We start from the raw sequence: 14,829 nt of genomic DNA, 5'->3' as shown, positions 1-14,829 counted from the left end.
TGGAAGGTGATCTCCATTTTGAAACGAAAAATTTCCCAGCTTTTAGTGGTACTTGTTACCATAGTTACATTATTATTACCGACACAGACCATATCGGCTCAGGCAATACCGGACAATTACAGACAAGAACAATTGAACTTAGATGTAAAATCTGCTCTTGCTATTGATAGTAGTACCGGTCAGCTTTTATACGGTAAAAATATTAACGAGCCACTTCCAATTGCTTCAATGACGAAGCTTATAACAGCCTATCTAACATTGAAGGCAATTGATGATAAAAAAATCACTTGGAATACTGAAGTTCAACCAACTGAGCAAATTGTCAAGGTGGCGAATAATAGACTTTTTTCCAATGTGCCATTAAAAATGAATCATTCATATACAATTAAGCAGTTGTATCAAGCCACTTTAATTGAATCGGCAAACGGTGCAGCGATGTTATTAGCTCAAGCTATTAGTGGCTCACAAAAAGCCTTTGTAAAGCAAATGCGTTTACAAGTAGAGCAATGGGGCATAAAAGATGCCAAGCTATATACTGCTTGTGGCTTGCCCAACAAAAGTGTAGGGAGTGACGCTTATCCTGGAGCTGAAAAAAATGCAGAAAATCTAATGTCGGCTAAAGATATGGCCCTAGTTGGTCAGCATTTACTAAATGAGTATCCAGAAATAATTGAGACAACTAGAATTGCCCATTTGGATTTCGTAGATCAAGCTACCAAAACACCAATGACAAATTTTAATTGGATGCTTAAGGGGTTATCGCAACATAGTTCCAATTTCAACATTGATGGTCTGAAGACAGGTACAACTGATGCAGCGGGTGCGTGTTTTATTGGCACTGCGAAGCATCAGGGAGCGAGGGTTATCACTGTTGTTATGGGGGCTAAACACCTAAATAGTGCTGATCCAGCTCGATTTGAACAAACCAAGAAATTATTATCGTTTGTTTATCAAAAGTATCAACCAATTAAATTGAATAGGGACCAAGCAATTATTGGTTCAACTAATGTTAATGTGCATAATGGAAAAAGTAAGCAAGTTAATATTAGTTTAAAGAAGCAAGAAATTATTTGGCGACCTGTTGATGAAACATTTTCGGTTGGTCTAACTAAAAAAACAGTAGAAGCTCCAATCACTAAGGGTCAAACAGTCAGTTCATATTATTTCAAGTCAGGTAATTCAAAACTGTTTTCGCTAAAGCAACCAAACGGCATCATGCTTTCAGCTCAAGCGCAAACGTCAACTGATAGAGTAAATATCTTTATTCGCTTCTGGCACTGGCTATTTGGAGGATAAAATGACAAAAGTAACAGAAAAGATTTTAACAAAAGTAATTTCGAAGAGAAAAAGTGCTAGTCATAAAGGCGATTATGGCAGGGTTTTGCTAATTGGTGGTAGTGAAAACTATGGTGGAGCGATTATCATGGCTACTGAAGGAGCATTAAAAAGTGGTGCAGGCCTGGTAGCTGTGGCTTGTCACTCGATTAACTTAAATGCACTTCATGCTCGTGATCCAGAAGCAATGTACATCGATTGGCGTAGCAGCGATTTGGCAGAACTAGTTCCAAAAGTAGATGTAATTATTTGTGGACCAGGGATGGGCACTAATGAGTTTGGTAAAAAAATACTGATGATGTTATGCCAAAAAATTACAAGTAAGCAAACATTGATTTTAGATGCCAGTGCGCTTGATTTAATTGCAACTAATCATGAATTAATTCCGCAAGCTGCTGGCTTAGTGATCCTCACCCCGCATCAAATGGAGTGGCAACGCGTCAGCCAGCTCAGAATACCTTATCAAACTGATAGTGCCAATCTTTCTACTCTTGTTAATCTTTTTCCTAATAAAAATGGTATTTTGGTTTTGAAATCAAATCACACTCACATTTATGATTCAAACGGAAATATTTATGAAAATACTACTGGTAATCCAGGAATGGCAGTAGGAGGCATGGGAGATACCTTAGCTGGAATAATAGGTGGATTTGTAGCTCAGTTTGGTAGCAACATTGATTCAGTTTTAGCAGCAGTTTACTTGCATTCACTGGCTGGAGATATCATTGCAAAAAGAGATTATGTTGTTCAACCAACTAAAATCAGTGCGCTTTTGCCTAAATTAATGAAAGAATTTGAAGATCAATAAGTTTATTTTGTAAAAGATTGTAAAATAGACCTGAGAGCTTCTTAAGGAGGTCGGTTAACATGAAAGACAACTTATTAAAACCGCTCGCTACTTTTTTTATACTTTTGATTTGTGCGATTAGTTTGGCGCGCGTTTCAATGCCTCCAACACAAGAAAAGGCAAATTTGCCGCAAAAACAAAGTACGGCAACTAAGACTGCAGCTTCTTATCGTCCTTATAAAGACCCTAAAACTTTAAATGTGCCAATCAATTGGCGTAAACCCAGTCAAAGCATACCGTATCCCAAAGTTAAACGTCTTGAAAATGATTTAACGATTCGTGTCTCCTTAAAAGGGAATCGCGTTTATATTTTACGTGACAATCATGTTGTATACACAATGGTTTCAAGTGCAGGAAAGTATCACAATGGTAAGTCATATACGCCGACTGGTACTTTTAAGATTCAGAATAATCGTGGGTCATCGTTTTACAATCCTAAATTAAATGAAGGCGCGAATTATTGGACAAGCTTTGACACTGACAATGTCTATTTATTTCATTCTGTTCCCGTCAAAACCAATGGCAAGTACAATAAAAAAGAAGCCAAAAAGTTGGGTGTTAAGCCCTCATCACACGGTTGTATTAGATTAAGTGTGCCTGATGCATATTGGATAATGAAGCATGTACCGGCAAACACTGAAGTTATAATCAAAAACAATTAAAACGGTTGGCTTTAACAGTTTTTCCTGTTATAATCTGTTTTTGTAAAGTGTTAGGAGTAGTAAGTATCTTTTCCATTTTTAGCGAGTTCACGTTGGTGTAAGGTGAACTGGAGAAATAGCTGAAGGCGTGCCTAATAATATAAAAAGATAACAAATTAAATAAGCGGATACTTAGTGTCAATTAGAGTGGTACCGCGGGTAAAAACTCGTCTCTTCCTTTTAAGTAAGGAGGAGACTTTTTGTTTGATTTTGGAGGTAACGATGGACTTTAAAAATAAAGTAGTTGATTTGGTTTCAAGCCAAGTTGATCTACCAAAAGATAAGATTAGTCAGTTAATCGAACGGCCTAAAAATGAAAAAATGGGTGATTATGCTTTTCCGGCTTTCGTCTTAGCAAAAACAATGCATAAAAATCCAGCAGAAATTGCAAAAGAAATCGCAGCTAATTTGACTAGTGTTGACTTTGCAAATATTCAGGCAGTTGGCCCTTATGTCAATTTTGCAATTGACCATGAAAAGCTAATCAGTCAAACTCTTGACGAGGTACTAAGTGAAAAAGCACACTATGGTGACCAGAAGTTAGGTGAAGGTAATGTTCCTATTGACATGTCAAGTCCTAATATTGCAAAACCAATGTCAATGGGCCATCTGCGTTCAACTGTGATTGGTAATTCAATTGCAGAAACAATGAAAAAGGTTGGTTACACACCAATCAAAATCAATTATCTTGGTGATTATGGTACCCAATTTGGTAAATTGATATATGCATACAAGCGCTGGGGCAATGAAGAAGACGTCAAAAAAGACCCTATCATGAACTTGTTTAAGTACTATGTTAAATTCCATGAAGAAGCTGAAAAAGATCCTAAATTGGATGATGAAGGACGTGCTTGGTTTAAGAAGCTGGAAGACGGTGATCCTGAAGCAGTCGAATTATGGCAATGGTTCCGTGAAGTTTCTTTAGCTGACTTTAAGCGGATCTATAAAGAATTAGGCGTAGACTTTGATTCTTATAAAGGTGAAGCATTTTTCAATGACAAAATGCAGCCTGTTATTGATGAATTGAAGGAAAAGGGCTTGTTGCACGAATCTCGCGGAGCCCAAGTTGTTGATATGGGTGAAGATGAAAACCCAGCTTTAATTGTTAAATCTGATGGTAGTAGTATTTATTTAACAAGAGATTTGGCAGCTGCAATTTATCGAATGAACACTTACCATTTTGTAAAAATGCTATATGTTGTTGGGAATGAGCAAGCACAACATTTCGTAGAATTAAAAGCAGTTCTTAAGAAAATGGGTTATGACTGGGCAGATCGAATTCATCATGTTCCATTTGGCCTAATCACCCAAAACGGCAAAAAGCTTTCTACAAGAAAGGGTAATGTTGTTTTCCTTGATCAAGTTTTAGGGGATGCAGTTGACCTTGCGCGGAAGCAAATTGATCAAAAGAATCCTAACTTGGCTAATAAGGAACAAGTTGCGCATGATGTAGGTGTTGGTGCAGTTATTTTCCACGATTTGAAAAATGATCGAATTGAAAACTTTGATTTTGACTTGGATGAAGTTGTTCGTTTTGAAGGTGACACTGGTCCATACGTTCAATACACCAATGCGCGTGCTCAAAGTGTTTTACGCAAAGCTGCGAAGATGGGTCAGGAACCTAACCTTTCAAATAATAGTCTCAATGATGATTGGTCATTTAGCGTTGCTAAGGCTCTAGCCGATTTTCCTAGAATCATTGCACGTAGTAGTGACAAGTTTGAACCTTCTGTAATTGCTAAATATGCTTTAGATGTTGCGAAAAAGTTTAATAAATACTACGCTAATGTTAAAATTTTGACTGAAGATGAGCAGATTAATAGTCGCTTGGCCTTAGTTGAAGCCACTTCAATTGTTTTAACTGAAGCATTAAGATTATTAGGTGTAAATGCACCAAAAGAAATGTAATTTTTTTTGCAAAAATAGCGTTTACATTGATTAAAAGATTGCTCATCACTTCATTATTACGGTACAATGTGACTGTAAGATTAATAGGAGGTAATTATTAATGGCATATTTAGATAATGGTAACCAAATCTTTAAAGATGCGCGTGAAAACCATTATGCAGTAGGTGCTTATAACACTAACAATTTGGAATGGACTCGTGCAATTTTGCAAGCTGCTGAGGAAACTAGAACCCCAGTTTTAATCCAAGTTTCAATGGGTGCTGCTAAGTACATGGGTGGTTACAAGGTTGCTAAGGATATTGTTGAAGACTCAATGGATTCAATGAATATCTCAGTTCCAGTTGTTTTGAACTTGGACCACGGTGATTTTGAAGCTGCTAAGGAATGTATTGCACTTGGCTACTCATCAGTTATGTTTGATGGTCATGCTTTGTCAACTGAAGAAAACTTAGCTAAGACTAAGGAAATCGTTAAGTTGGCTCACGAACGTGGCATTTCAGTTGAAGCTGAAATCGGTAAGATTGGTGAAAACCAAGGTTCCGAAGGTGGAGAACTTGCTTCTGTTGAAGATGCAAAGGCATTTGCTGCTGCCGGTGTTGACAAGCTTGCTTGTGGTATTGGTAACATTCACGGTGTTTACCCAGCTGACTGGAAGGGTCTTAACTTTGACCGTCTAAAGGAAATTGCTGATGCTGTTTCAGTTCCACTTGTATTACACGGTGGTTCAGGAATTCCTGAAGAACAAGTTAAGAAGGCTATTTCACTTGGTATTTCAAAGGTTAACATTAACACTGAATTCCAATTAGCATTCCAAGAAGCTACTCGTAAGTACTTCGAAGCTCACAAGGATGAAGACAAGGACAACAAGGGTTACGATCCTCGTAAGCTTCTTCTTCCTGGTACTGAAGCAATCACTGACTCAATGAAGGAAATGATTACTTGGTTAGGTACTCCATCAATCGACGACAAGATTAAGTCAGTTGCATTTGATAAGAGCTCATTAAACTTAGAATAATTAAGTTAGCTTAATATCTAAAAAACAAAAAGTCAGTTTAAAACTGGCTTTTTTTTTGCACTTCAAAAAAGCTAGTTCTCTAATTTTTAATTGAGTGGAAAAAAATCTTGACTTAAAGTGGGCTTTAAGAACTATACTCAAGAAAAAAATATGGGAGGACAATTATGATTTTTGATGAAACATTTACACTTACTAATGGAGTAAAAATCCCTAAATTAGCTTTGGGAACTTGGGAAATTCCAGAAGATGAAGTAGCTTCACCTGTAGCAACCGCTTTAAAGATGGGATACCGTCATATCGATACCGCACAAGCTTATCATAATGAAAAAGGGGTTGGTCAAGGAATAAGAGAATCTGGCATTCAACGTGACCAAATTTTTGTTAATTCAAAAGTTGAAGCTGAAATCAAAAACTATCAAGAGGCGAAAAAGTCAGTTGATGAAACTCTCACAAGGATGGAACTTGATTACTTAGATATGATGATCATTCATAATCCGCAACCTTGGCGAGAAGTAAATCAATCTTCTGATCGTCATTTTGAAGGCAACTTAGAAACCTGGCGTGCTTTAGAGGATGCAATGAAAGAGGGTAAATTAAGAGCTATTGGTGTTTCAAGCTTTGAACCAGAGGATTTGCAAAATTTGATTGATAACAGTGATACTAAACCAATGGTAAATCAGATTTTGTGTCATATTGGAGCAACTCCTAAGAAGTTAATCGATTTTTGTCAAAAAAATGATATTGTAGTGGAATCATTTTCTCCAGTTGCACATGGAGAAGCTCTGAATAACTCAACAATTAAAGAAATTGCAGATAAATATGATGTTTCTGTTGCTCAGTTGTGTATTCGTTATGATTGGCAACTAAACACTGTAGTTCTACCTAAAGCAAAAAATCCAGATCATATGAAACAGGATGCAGAGCTGAATTTTGAAATAAGCGCTGAAGATATGTCCACTTTAGAGAATATCACTAGCTTTGATTACGGTTCTGCTGGGCATTTTCCAGTATTTGGTGGAAAAATGTAAAGCAAGAACGTAAATTTGCTAAGAAGTAAAAAACTTCCTACATTTAATCATCTTAAATGTAGGAAGTTTTTTGTGTTAGATTATAAAAAGTGCATGTAATTAGCAGCTTGGGTTAAAAAGCTCTTGTAAATAAAAAATATCGTTTTCAAATGTATATTTCAGCACTGAACAGTTTTTGATTCGATCTTTACGTGTAAAGGTGTTGTACTTTTTCCATTGCCGATAGAAGTTTGCAATAGCAGCTCCATGCGAAACGATTAAAATTTGTTTATTGTTAGACTCTGCAACTATTTTAGTAATAGCTTCATTGATTCTTCTAGTCAGCTGAACTTGGGATTCACCACCAAATTGAACAAAGAAGTCATTATAAGGAAGAGGGGGATTTAAATGTTCACCCTCGCCCTCGTAAGTACCAAAGTTCCATTCACGTAAATCTTTATGAGTTGAAAAAGGCAAATCAGTGATTAACTTTAGAGTATCAACTGCTCGTTCTGAAGTAGAACAATGCGCTTCCTCTAAAGTAATCTGCTTGTGTTCAAAATATTCTTTTTTGGTAGTCAAAGCTTGCTTAATACCTAATTCGGTCAATGGTGAATCACAAAAGCCCTGAATTTTATGTTGAACATTAAACAAAGTTTGCCCATGACGTACCAAGTAAATTGTTTTCATAAATAAGTTACCTTTCTATTTTTCATTAATGCGTAACATTCAGAGTTTATTATAATACTTTTGCTTTTAAAGATTATTGTAGCTTTTATACTGTACTCTAAATTAGTATGAAAACTAGTAAGTCAAGATTTTACTTGTAAAAGTTTTTTTCAGTATTTTGCTAACTTCGTTAATTTCTTCTGCCAGCTGAATATTTGATGTATCAGTAGAAACCGCAAAATTGACATTAATCTCATTAACCGGCAACACAATATAATTGATATTGCTAAATCTATCATTTTTAACCATTTCAATACTAGTTGTCATGTTTCCCAATCCCTTGCTCGCTAGCTTAAGGGCAGTGAGCGAATCTCGAACGTGAATTTGTGGGTAAAAATGAAGGCCAATTTTATTAAAGTAGTTATTAATAATTTCTTGATAATGACGTTCACCATCAACAATAATAAAGTTTTCCTGGATGAGTTCATGAAGTTTGTTAAGAGAAAAAGGGATTTCTTTTTGACGAGGCTGGTATAACTTTGAATTTTTACCTAAAACTAAAACTTGAGTATCTTTGTGTAGGCTTTGACTTTTAATACCAGGAAGTTGAATAACATTACCAACAAACAAGTCTAGTTGTTCATCTTTAAACGCTTTTTCTGCATCAGCTGTACTAAGTTCTAGCGTAGAAGTTCTTAAGTTAGGAAACTTCTCCAATAGAATAGGTAATATGGTTAGGTTAAAATTCTCTCCAAGTGGGGGAGTGATTCCCATTCGTAATGTGGGAAAAAAACTTTGCTCATATTTTCTCATTTTATTAGTTAATTCGTTTTGTAATTGTAAATCTTTGCGCAAATAAGTGATTAAAAGATGCCCTGCAGGGGTTAATTGTACTGGGTGAGAATTACGATTAATTAGAATAACATTGTACTGCTTTTCATATTTCTTGATGACACGACTGACGTAAGGCTGCGATAAATAAAGCTTTTGTGCGGCTTCGGAAAAAGACGTACTGCTTTCAAGTGCTTCCAAAAAAGTTAACAACCGACTATCCATTTTATTCACCTATTCCTATTTTGTAATAGTGATTTCAATAATTAAGTATTTCACATACTTTAAATTATAGTGTTAAATAAAAGAGTAAACAACAGTTTATATAGGAGAATAAAAATGGTTAATAACGAAAAATTTCAATGGGATGCAGTATATGATGTAGCCGTTTTGGGCTTTGGTGGAGCTGGTGCAACTGCTGCTAGATTTGCCGCTGATAACGGTGCAAAAGTTCTTTTAGTAGATAGTGCCCCTGAGGGCCATGAAGGTGGTAATACAAGATATTCAGGTCAAATGGTTGGTGCTGGTACTGACTATGAAGCATTAAAGAACTACCATGAACATATGGCGGCACCGCTTAAGCCAGACAATGAAGCTTTTGAAAACTTGATTGAAGGTATGGCTAACATGGGAAACTATTTTAGAAAGTACTTAGATGTTGAGCCAGTAAGTATGAAAAAAATGCTCGCAGGAACGCCTTCAACAGCATACGTAACTGAATACCCTGAATTACCTGATGCAGATTCATATGACGATTATTTAGTTCACGAAGGCGTTGATGACGCAGCTTTGTGGAAGATTTTGAGACAAAAGGTCATTGATCGCTCAGATAAAATTGATATTTGGTATTCTTCTCCAGCTAAACATTTAATTCAAGACGGTGTCTCAAAAACAGTTATTGGTGTTCAAATTGAACGTGATCATGTTTTAAGAAATATCAAAGTCAAGAATGGTGTGATTTTGGCTGTAGGTGGTTTCGAGAATAATAAAGAAATGATTCAAACTTTTTTGCAATCGCCTTATTTGTCACCAATTGGTTCCCTATATAATAAAGGTGACGGCATTAAAATGCTGCAAGAAGTAAATGCTCAATTGTGGAATATGCGATCATTTGAATCATTGGGACAATTCCACGGTTTATCATTGCGTCAAAAAGAGGGTGTTCGCTCGACTTACGCTTTGAATGTCTTTTGGCAAGAGAGTTCAACTGGTAGTGTCGTTGTAGTTGGTGATGATGGTACACGTTACTTTAACGAAGCTGAAATGAACCGTCATGGTCATATTTATAACCACGGCGACTGGGTTGTTCCACTAAATCAAGAGCGCCCATATATGATCTTTGATCAACAAAAATATGATGAACTAAAGAATGAACCTGATGATGGTCTAAAAGTTCCTGGTTACCTTGAAAAAGCTATTAAAGCAGAAACAATCGAAGAATTAGCAGAGAAAATTAATAAGAGTGCTACTAATTTGACTGAAACAATTGAAGAATTTAACTTTATGGCTGAACAAGGCAAGGATTATGCCTTTCATCGAGATCCAAAAACTTTGCGTAAATTTAGCGAAAATGGACCTTATTATGCAATTGCTTTAAGACAAAATATGCTTAATACGCAAGGTGGAGGAAGAAGAGACGGACACTGCCAAGTTCTTGATCCTAATAACCAACCAATTCCACACTTGTATGAAGCTGGAGAATTAGGTTCACCATTTGTTAATAAATATACTACTGGCGGTAATGTAGCGGATTGCTTGATTTCTGGTAAAATTGCTGGAGAAAACGCAGCAATGATTAAGCAGGATTTACCAATTTCTGGTGGTATTGACCTTAACGAAGCAGTTGTAAATAGTAATTTTGATGCAACCAGTGATGAGGACAAAGGACAATATCCTGTTGGTAAGAACCAATATTTAGGTTATAGCAACCAAGGAATGGGTGACGGTGTCGTTGTCCGGACTACAGTTGGTGATAATGGCAAGATTAAAAATGTTGAGATATTGAAACAAACTGAGAGTGACGACTATGGTCTAAAGGCAGTGAAAGAATTGCCACAAAAAATGGTCGAAGAAAACACGTATAATGTTGATACAGTTTCTGGTGCTTCACAAACTAGCCGCGCAATTAAGGAAGCAGTTAAGGACTCATTAGATAAAGTCAAATAAACTAGATGATTTTCTACATATAAAAAGGCACTGCAATTTGCAGTGCCTTTTTAGTTTTTTATTTTACTTTTGTAAATTCAGTTGGTTCTTTAAGTGCAGGATCAGATTGAAGTGCAATTTTATCTTTACCTAATGTAATTGGAATTAGGCCATGTTGATATAATCTTTCTTCAATGAACATTTTACCGTCTGCATTTTCAATTACTGGGTAATTCCATTTGCCAATAGTAGCTTTTAGTTCACCGTTTTCATCGCAGAGGGTAACCAAACCGTAACCTGGATTTTGATAATCACCAAGTAATTCAGCTGTTGCTTTTACCGCTTTTGGAGATGGTCCTTTAAGCTTAGCAATGTTATCTTCACGAGCACGATTTTTATCTGCCATGATTTTACTTACTTTGTCTGCCCAATCTGTATCATGAATTCCTAAAGTTTCGTCAATTGTTTGATAGCCAAGAGCAAAAATTGAATCTGTTGAATCCATATTGGTAGTAAAGACAAAGGCAAGGTCAAGGTCAGGAACAAAACCAAGGAATGAGCAATAACCAATGTATGAGCCACTGTGATAGAAGTATTTGTGACCACGATAGTCTTCCATCATCATACCCAAACCATAAGCACCAAAGTTTGCCCCACCGTAAGGACGATTAGGTAACATAATTGATTGTGGTAAATAACGTTGTGCTGTCACTTCATCTTTGGTTGATTTTTGGGTTTTCAGTTGAAATTCTGCCCAAGTTAGCAAGTCAGAAATTGTAGCTAGCATACTGCTGGCACCACCAACTTTACCAGGTGCAATAAATGGTACTTCTTCTGTTACATCATTGTCTCTAATATATGGCTTAGGAATGCGGTCATGAGGAGCCTCATTATGGTTGATGTATGTGTCATTCATGTGTAGTGGCTTTAAGAGGTGTTCACGCTCATATGAACCGTAATCTTGACCGATTGCTTGTTCCATTACGTAGGTAGCCACAGCATAAACCAAGTTGCTGTATTGCATTTTTACACGCAATTCGTGATTGGGCTGTAAATAACCGACATGCTCTGCTTTTTCTTTTAATGAAAGATCATGTTTATTCATATTGGTAAAACGCATTAAATCATGTGCTGGTAACCCACTTTGATGACTTAATGCATCCCTGAATGTTAAGTGATCTTCAACATATTTATCGACCATTTTAAAGTCAGGCCAATATTTCTTTAATGGATCATCTAAGCTAATTTTGCCTTCATCAGCCAGTTGACAAATTGCTGTAGCTAAGAATGACTTAGAAATAGAAGCCAATGGATACAGACTATCTTCGTTTGCATCACCGTAGACGTGGCTGTAGCTTTCATTTTTATGATATACACCAAAGCCTAGACTAGGTAAATTAAATTTATCCATTACTTTTTCAGCGAAATCAGTTATTTTTTGCTTTTCCATTACTACTCCTTTAAAAATTACCGGTACATTGGTGTAAACGTATCGGTAAAAAACAGACTTTTATCACCATTTTACTCCTTTCTTTACTAAAATTAAATGTTATTTTTATAATTATGATGTAATAATTTTATTTCTATGATATATTTATTAATATTAATAAATTAAATTTATAAAGAAATGAGAAATAAGATGAAAAAAGCTAAACTATTTTCTTCAATTGGTATTTTGAGTTTGTCAGCATTTGCTTTAACTGCATGTGGTAAAGGCAATGACAACAACAGTGCTAATAATGATGACACCAAATCTGTAGCCAAGTTTCCAATGGAAACACCGAAAAAGGCAGTTAAAAAGGGTGGCACTGTCAAAATTGCCGTTGAAACAGATACCCCATTTTCAGGTATCTTTTCTCAAGAATTATCTTCTGAAGATGTAGATTCAACAGTTGCTTCTCCTGGCCAGGAAACCCTGTTTGATAGTGATGATAACTATCGCGTTACGGACAAGGGTGCTGCTACACGTAAATTAGATCCAAAAAACAACACGATCACCATTAACATTAAAAAAGGTGTTAAGTGGTCAGATGGTAAGCAAGTCGTTGCCAAGGACTATGAATATGCATATGAAATCCTGGCTAACAAGGATACGGCTTGCCAAAGATACAGTAGCCAATTTGAACTCTTAAAGGGCCTCAAGGAATACCATGAAGGTAAGGCTAAGACTATTTCTGGAATTGAAATGCCAGACGGAGAAAATGGCCGTAAGTTAATTCTTCACTTCACTGAATTGAGCCCAAGTATGTACAATGCAGGAAGTCGCTCACTTTGGGAAGGGGTTGAACCATATCACTACCTTAAAGACGTTCCATTTGATAAATTAAAGTCATCTGACAAGATCAGAAAGAACCCATTATTCTTTGGTCCTTATAAAATGGAGAAACTTGTTCGTGGTCAATCAGCTACTTGGGTACCTAACGAATACTACTGGCGTGGTAAGCCTAACTTAGATAAGATTGTTGTTTCAGTCATTTCACCAAACTCTGCTTCACAAGCAATCAAGAGTCATAAGTTTGATGTAATCCCTGTAATTAACACGCAATGGCCACAAGTTAAGGAAACTAAGGATGTTAACTTCATTGCTCAAATTCCAATTGCATATCATTACTTAGGTTTTAAGGTTGGTAAATGGGATAGTAAGCTCAGCAAGAACGTTGAAAATCCAAAAGCTAAAATGAACAACAAGTATTTACGTCAGGCAATTGGATATGCAATGAACGTTGATGCAGTTAATAAACGCTACACTTATTCATTAACTTTCAGAGTGAAAACTCTGGTTCCGCAACAATTTGGTGACTTTTACGACAAGAGCGAAAAAGGTTTTGACTATAATTTAAAGAAAGCTAATGAAATTTTAGACAAGGCTGGTTATAAAAAGAAGGGTAAATGGCGTGTACAACCTAACGGCAAGCCTTTAACTATTAACGTTGCTGCTATGAGTGGGGATGCAACTAAGGAACCAATCATCCAAAACTACATCCAACAATGGCATAAAGTAGGCTTGAATGTTCAGTTAGCTACTGGCCGTTTGATTGAACACAACTCGTTCTACGATAAGTTGCAACACGATGACAAGGGTATTGACATGTACATCGGTGGTTGGTCAACCCCTACGGAACCATCGCCAAACCCATATTACAGTGAAACTGCACCGTTTAATATGACTCGTTTTGTAACTGAAAAGAACAACAAGCTCTTGGAAGAAATGAACTCGCAAAAGGCTTTGAACCATAAATATCGTGTTCAAAAATTCCATGAATGGCAAAAATACATGAATGACGAAGCTTATGTAATTCCAATCGATAATTCATACCAAATTTCAGCAATTAACGATAAGATTACTGGTTATTCATTGAAGCCATCTGAGGGTAATAACGGTCACCCATTATGGTACAAAGTTGGTTACGCAAAATAAGATAAAAATAGGCTAGAAAGGGACTAGACTAACTAATGAGAACAGGTTCAAAAATTATCACTTTAGATAACGGCTATCACTTATGGACAAGTACCCAAGGTGAAGGCGATATCCATTTATTGGCATTACATGGAGGCCCGGGCGGCAATCATGAATATTGGGAAGACGCCGCAGATCAATTGGCTAAACAAGGACTTAACGTTCAAGTAACAATGTATGATCAATTAGGCTCACTTTATTCAGATCAACCTGACTATGATGATCCTGAGATTGCAGCTAAATACCTAACCTATGAATACTTCCTCGACGAAGTGGACGAAGTTCGGGACAAGCTTGGTCTTGATAATTGTTACTTGATTGGACAAAGCTGGGGCGGTTTGCTGGCGCAAGAATATGCGGTTAAATATGGTCAACACTTAAAAGGAACAATTATTTCTTCTATGGTTGACGATACTGATGACTATATTGAATCAATCAATCGTCGTAGACAAGAAATTTTCCCACAATCAGAAATTGACTTTATGCGTGAATGTGAAGAAAACAATGACTATGACAATAAACGCTACCAAGAGGACGTTCAAATATTGAACATTAACTTTCTTGATCGTCGTCAGCCATGTAAGCTATATCATATTAAGCGTATTGGCGGTTTACCTGTATACCATGCTTTTCAAGGTGATAATGAATTTGTGGTAACTGGTAAATTGAAAGATTGGCACTTTAGAAAGTATTTAAAAGAAATCAAAATGCCAACATTATTAACCTTTGGTGAAGAGGATACAATGCCTTTAGAAACAGCAAGAATTATGCAAAAAGAAATTCCTAATTCTCGCTTAGTTACTACACCGAATGCAGGACATCACCATATGGTTGATAATCCAGATGTTTACTACAAACATGTAGCTGATTTTATCCGTGAAGTTGAAGCCGGCACGTTTAAGGGAGAATAACCG

12 protein-coding genes are annotated in these 14,829 nt (G+C 36.4%); 9 read left to right on the top strand and 3 right to left on the bottom strand.

Annotation, left to right across the window (positions count from 1 at the left end):
- Positions 1–15: 15 nt before the first annotated feature.
- From F5ESL0263_RS05875 to F5ESL0263_RS05850, 6 genes are all read left to right on the top strand, one after another.
- Entirely contained in the window at positions 16–1,296 is a 1,281-nt protein-coding gene (locus tag F5ESL0263_RS05875; RefSeq protein ID WP_370448848.1) for a serine hydrolase, read from the top strand.
- A gap of 1 nt (position 1,297) precedes the next feature.
- Positions 1,298–2,143: an NAD(P)H-hydrate dehydratase gene (locus F5ESL0263_RS05870; protein ID WP_122035570.1), complete on the top strand. Its 846-nt coding sequence runs from the start codon at positions 1,298–1,300 to the stop codon at positions 2,141–2,143.
- A 59-nt stretch (positions 2,144–2,202) separates the two neighbouring features.
- The gene (locus tag F5ESL0263_RS05865; protein WP_122035568.1) at positions 2,203–2,844 is read left to right on the top strand and encodes a L,D-transpeptidase; all 642 of its coding nucleotides are present in this window, start codon (positions 2,203–2,205) and stop codon (positions 2,842–2,844) included.
- A 261-nt stretch (positions 2,845–3,105) separates the two neighbouring features.
- On the top strand, positions 3,106–4,791 hold the full coding sequence (gene argS, locus F5ESL0263_RS05860) for an arginine--tRNA ligase (RefSeq protein ID WP_122035566.1): 1,686 nt from the start codon (positions 3,106–3,108) through the stop codon (positions 4,789–4,791).
- Between the two features lie 100 nt (positions 4,792–4,891).
- Complete coding sequence (fba, locus tag F5ESL0263_RS05855; RefSeq protein WP_109715677.1) at positions 4,892–5,806, top strand: class II fructose-1,6-bisphosphate aldolase; 915 nt, start codon at positions 4,892–4,894, stop codon at positions 5,804–5,806.
- Between the two features lie 164 nt (positions 5,807–5,970).
- The gene (locus F5ESL0263_RS05850; protein ID WP_370448843.1) at positions 5,971–6,834 is read left to right on the top strand and encodes an aldo/keto reductase; all 864 of its coding nucleotides are present in this window, start codon (positions 5,971–5,973) and stop codon (positions 6,832–6,834) included.
- Positions 6,835–6,933: 99 nt separating this feature from the next.
- Here the strand turns inward: F5ESL0263_RS05850 and F5ESL0263_RS05845 are convergent, their stop codons facing one another.
- A complete protein-coding gene (locus F5ESL0263_RS05845; protein WP_122035562.1) occupies positions 6,934–7,503 on the bottom strand; it encodes a histidine phosphatase family protein in 570 nt (189 codons plus the stop codon).
- 114 nt (positions 7,504–7,617) lie between these two features.
- Complete coding sequence (locus tag F5ESL0263_RS05840; protein ID WP_122035560.1) at positions 7,618–8,538, bottom strand: LysR family transcriptional regulator; 921 nt, start codon at positions 8,536–8,538, stop codon at positions 7,618–7,620.
- Positions 8,539–8,652: 114 nt separating this feature from the next.
- On the opposite strand from F5ESL0263_RS05840, the gene F5ESL0263_RS05835 reads away from it, so the two are divergent.
- Positions 8,653–10,479 (top strand): FAD-binding protein, encoded by a 1,827-nt coding sequence (locus F5ESL0263_RS05835; protein ID WP_122035558.1) that lies wholly within the window; start codon positions 8,653–8,655, stop codon positions 10,477–10,479.
- Positions 10,480–10,537: 58 nt separating this feature from the next.
- Here the strand turns inward: F5ESL0263_RS05835 and F5ESL0263_RS05830 are convergent, their stop codons facing one another.
- The gene (locus F5ESL0263_RS05830) at positions 10,538–11,908 is read right to left on the bottom strand and encodes a serine hydrolase (protein ID WP_122035556.1); all 1,371 of its coding nucleotides are present in this window, start codon (positions 11,906–11,908) and stop codon (positions 10,538–10,540) included.
- A gap of 189 nt (positions 11,909–12,097) precedes the next feature.
- Here F5ESL0263_RS05830 and F5ESL0263_RS05825 point away from each other — a divergent pair, with 189 nt between their 5' ends.
- Together F5ESL0263_RS05825 and F5ESL0263_RS05820 are read left to right on the top strand one after the other, a co-directional pair.
- Complete coding sequence (locus tag F5ESL0263_RS05825) at positions 12,098–13,876, top strand: oligopeptide ABC transporter substrate-binding protein (protein ID WP_122035554.1); 1,779 nt, start codon at positions 12,098–12,100, stop codon at positions 13,874–13,876.
- Between the two features lie 35 nt (positions 13,877–13,911).
- Positions 13,912–14,826 (top strand): proline-specific peptidase family protein, encoded by a 915-nt coding sequence (locus F5ESL0263_RS05820; RefSeq protein ID WP_074425011.1) that lies wholly within the window; start codon positions 13,912–13,914, stop codon positions 14,824–14,826.
- Positions 14,827–14,829: the final 3 nt, after the last annotated feature.

This window comes from Lactobacillus sp. ESL0263 (assembly GCF_003692845.1).
Classification (GTDB): domain Bacteria; phylum Bacillota; class Bacilli; order Lactobacillales; family Lactobacillaceae; genus Lactobacillus; species Lactobacillus apis.
The sequence above is the reverse complement of the archived record's forward strand: the minus strand, read 5'-3'. Positions and strand labels throughout refer to the sequence as shown.

What these genes read in the sequence shown, in the direction of transcription:
- F5ESL0263_RS05830 (WP_122035556.1), bottom strand. Translation starts at nt 11,908, where the DNA reads ATGGAAAAGCAAAAAATAACTGATTTCGCTGAAAAAGTAATGGATAAA.
- argS (WP_122035566.1), top strand. Translation starts at nt 3,106, where the DNA reads ATGGACTTTAAAAATAAAGTAGTTGATTTGGTTTCAAGCCAAGTTGAT.
- F5ESL0263_RS05835 (WP_122035558.1), top strand. Translation starts at nt 8,653, where the DNA reads ATGGTTAATAACGAAAAATTTCAATGGGATGCAGTATATGATGTAGCC.
- F5ESL0263_RS05850 (WP_370448843.1), top strand. Translation starts at nt 5,971, where the DNA reads ATGATTTTTGATGAAACATTTACACTTACTAATGGAGTAAAAATCCCT.
- F5ESL0263_RS05840 (WP_122035560.1), bottom strand. Translation starts at nt 8,538, where the DNA reads ATGGATAGTCGGTTGTTAACTTTTTTGGAAGCACTTGAAAGCAGTACG.
- F5ESL0263_RS05820 (WP_074425011.1), top strand. Translation starts at nt 13,912, where the DNA reads ATGAGAACAGGTTCAAAAATTATCACTTTAGATAACGGCTATCACTTA.
- F5ESL0263_RS05865 (WP_122035568.1), top strand. Translation starts at nt 2,203, where the DNA reads ATGAAAGACAACTTATTAAAACCGCTCGCTACTTTTTTTATACTTTTG.
- fba (WP_109715677.1), top strand. Translation starts at nt 4,892, where the DNA reads ATGGCATATTTAGATAATGGTAACCAAATCTTTAAAGATGCGCGTGAA.
- F5ESL0263_RS05870 (WP_122035570.1), top strand. Translation starts at nt 1,298, where the DNA reads ATGACAAAAGTAACAGAAAAGATTTTAACAAAAGTAATTTCGAAGAGA.
- F5ESL0263_RS05825 (WP_122035554.1), top strand. Translation starts at nt 12,098, where the DNA reads ATGAAAAAAGCTAAACTATTTTCTTCAATTGGTATTTTGAGTTTGTCA.
- F5ESL0263_RS05845 (WP_122035562.1), bottom strand. Translation starts at nt 7,503, where the DNA reads ATGAAAACAATTTACTTGGTACGTCATGGGCAAACTTTGTTTAATGTT.